This window comes from Massilia sp. CT11-108 (assembly GCF_047302915.1).
GTDB lineage: Bacteria > Pseudomonadota > Gammaproteobacteria > Burkholderiales > Burkholderiaceae_D > Telluria > Telluria orientalis.
This window is the reverse complement of record NZ_JBKYMO010000746.1, coordinates 1-2,013: the sequence shown is the minus strand read 5'-3', so window position 1 is coordinate 2,013 and position 2,013 is coordinate 1. Positions and strand designations below refer to the sequence as shown.

The following is a 2,013-nucleotide window of genomic DNA, read 5'->3' as shown; positions in this document are numbered from 1 at the left end:
ATTGTTGCAGCTCGTGATCCCGCCGCTGGCGATCCGCGAGGCGGCGACCGTCGCGCGCGCGCTCGGCAAGGTCGAAGGCGAGCTGCAACAATACCGCGCCGGCCTGGAATCGCTCGTGGCCGAGCGCACCGACGAACTGCAGCGTTCCTCCGCCATGCTGGCGACCGTGTACGCGACGGCACCGGTCGGGCTCGCGTTCCTCGACCGCAGCCTGCAGGTCGTGATGATCAACGACTACCTGGCGGCCGTGAACGCGCTCCCGGCCAGCGCCCACATCGGCCACACCCTGCCCGACCTGCTGGGCGAACGGGGCGTCCACATCGAACGGCCCTACCGCCACGTGCTGACGACGGGGCGGCCGCTGATCGACGTCGAGGACAGCGGGGAATCGCCCGCGGAGCCGGGCATCATGCGCCACTGGATCTGCAGCTACTACCCGGTGTACGGGCGGGATCGGGACCTGGTCGGCATCAACGCCGTCGTCCTCGACATCACGGAGCGCAAGCGCCAGGAACAGCGCAACCGCGACAACGAGGTGATGTTCCGCGCGCTGTTCGAAGGCTCGGGCGACGCCCACGTGCTGATCGCCCACGGGGCCGGCTTCATCAGCGCCAACCAGGCGGCGATCGACCTGTTCGGCTGCGCGGGCGCGGACGAATTCCTCGCGATGGCGCCGGCCAGCAGCTCGCCCGAATGCCAGCCGAACGGCCGCCGCTCGGACGAGCTGTGGCACGAGGCGATGCGGCGCACGCTCGACACGGGCGGCAACCGCTTCGAGTGGATCTACCGCCGCCGCGACGGCTCGCTGTTCCACGCCGACGTGCTGCTGAACAGCGTCGACATCGGCGGCCGCGGCATCGTGCAGGGCACCATCCGCGACATCACCGCGCGCGTGGAGACGGCCGCCGCCCTCCGGGCCGCCAGCCGCCGCCTGGAAGAAAGCGAACGCATGATCCGCACCGTGACGGACCACCTGCCCGCGCTCGTCGGCTACTGGGACGCGGACCTGCGCTGCCGCTTCGCCAACAAGCCTTATCTCGACTGGCTGGAGCGCGACGCCGCCGACGTCATCGGCCACACGATGGTCGAACTCGTGGACGAAGACCAAGTCCGCGAAGTGATGCCGCACATGGAGGCCGTGCTGCGCGGCGAGCGGCAGTTCTTCGAGCGCAGGCTGCACCGCAAGGGCTCCGGCAAGGTGATCCAGGCATGGGGCAGCTACATCCCCGACTTCGACGCCGACGGCCGCGTACAGGGCTTCTACATGCTGCACGCGGACATCACGGAACTGAAACGTACCCAGTCGCGCCTGGAGGAAGCGCTGCGCGCGGCCGAAGCGGCCAGCAGCGCCAAGGGCGAGTTCCTCGCCAACATGAGCCACGAGATCCGCACGCCGATGAACGCCGTCATCGGTCTCGCGCGCCTGCTCGAGGAGGCCGACCTGGGCCGGCGCGAGCGGGGCTACGTGGCGCGCATGCAGATGGCCGCGAAATCGCTGCTGTCGATGCTGAACGACGTCCTCGATTATTCGAAGGTCGAAGCGGGCCAGCTCGTGCTCGAACAGACGCCGTTCGCGCTGGACGACGTCCTCGCCAGCGTCGCCGCGATGTCCGCCACGAGCGCGTGGAACAAGGGCATCGAACCCGTGTTCGCGGTCCACCCCGACGTGCCGGCGCGCCTCGTGGGCGACCCGATGCGCCTCGGCCAGGTGCTGCTCAACCTCGTCAGCAACGCGATCAAGTTCACGGAACGGGGAGAAGTCGTGCTCACCATCGAACCGGCCGGCCCGGATGCGCTGGCGTTCACCGTGCGCGACACCGGCATCGGCATCCCGCCCGAGCAGCAGCAGCGCATGTTCGAGGCCTTCTCGCAGGCCGACACGTCCACGAGCCGCAAGTACGGCGGCACGGGCCTGGGTCTCGCCATCAGCCGCCGCCTCGTGCGCCTGATGGGCGGCGACCTGCGCGTGGACAGCGTGCCCGGGCGGGATGCCGATGCCGGTGTCGCGCACGG

General features: G+C 69.7%; 1 protein-coding gene. It reads left to right on the top strand.

Going from position 1 to position 2,013, the window contains the following annotated elements; genetic code table 11:
- A partial coding sequence (locus ACEN88_RS30210) for a PAS domain-containing protein (RefSeq protein WP_413345651.1) occupies nucleotides 1-2,013 on the top strand: 2,013 nt, incomplete at both ends.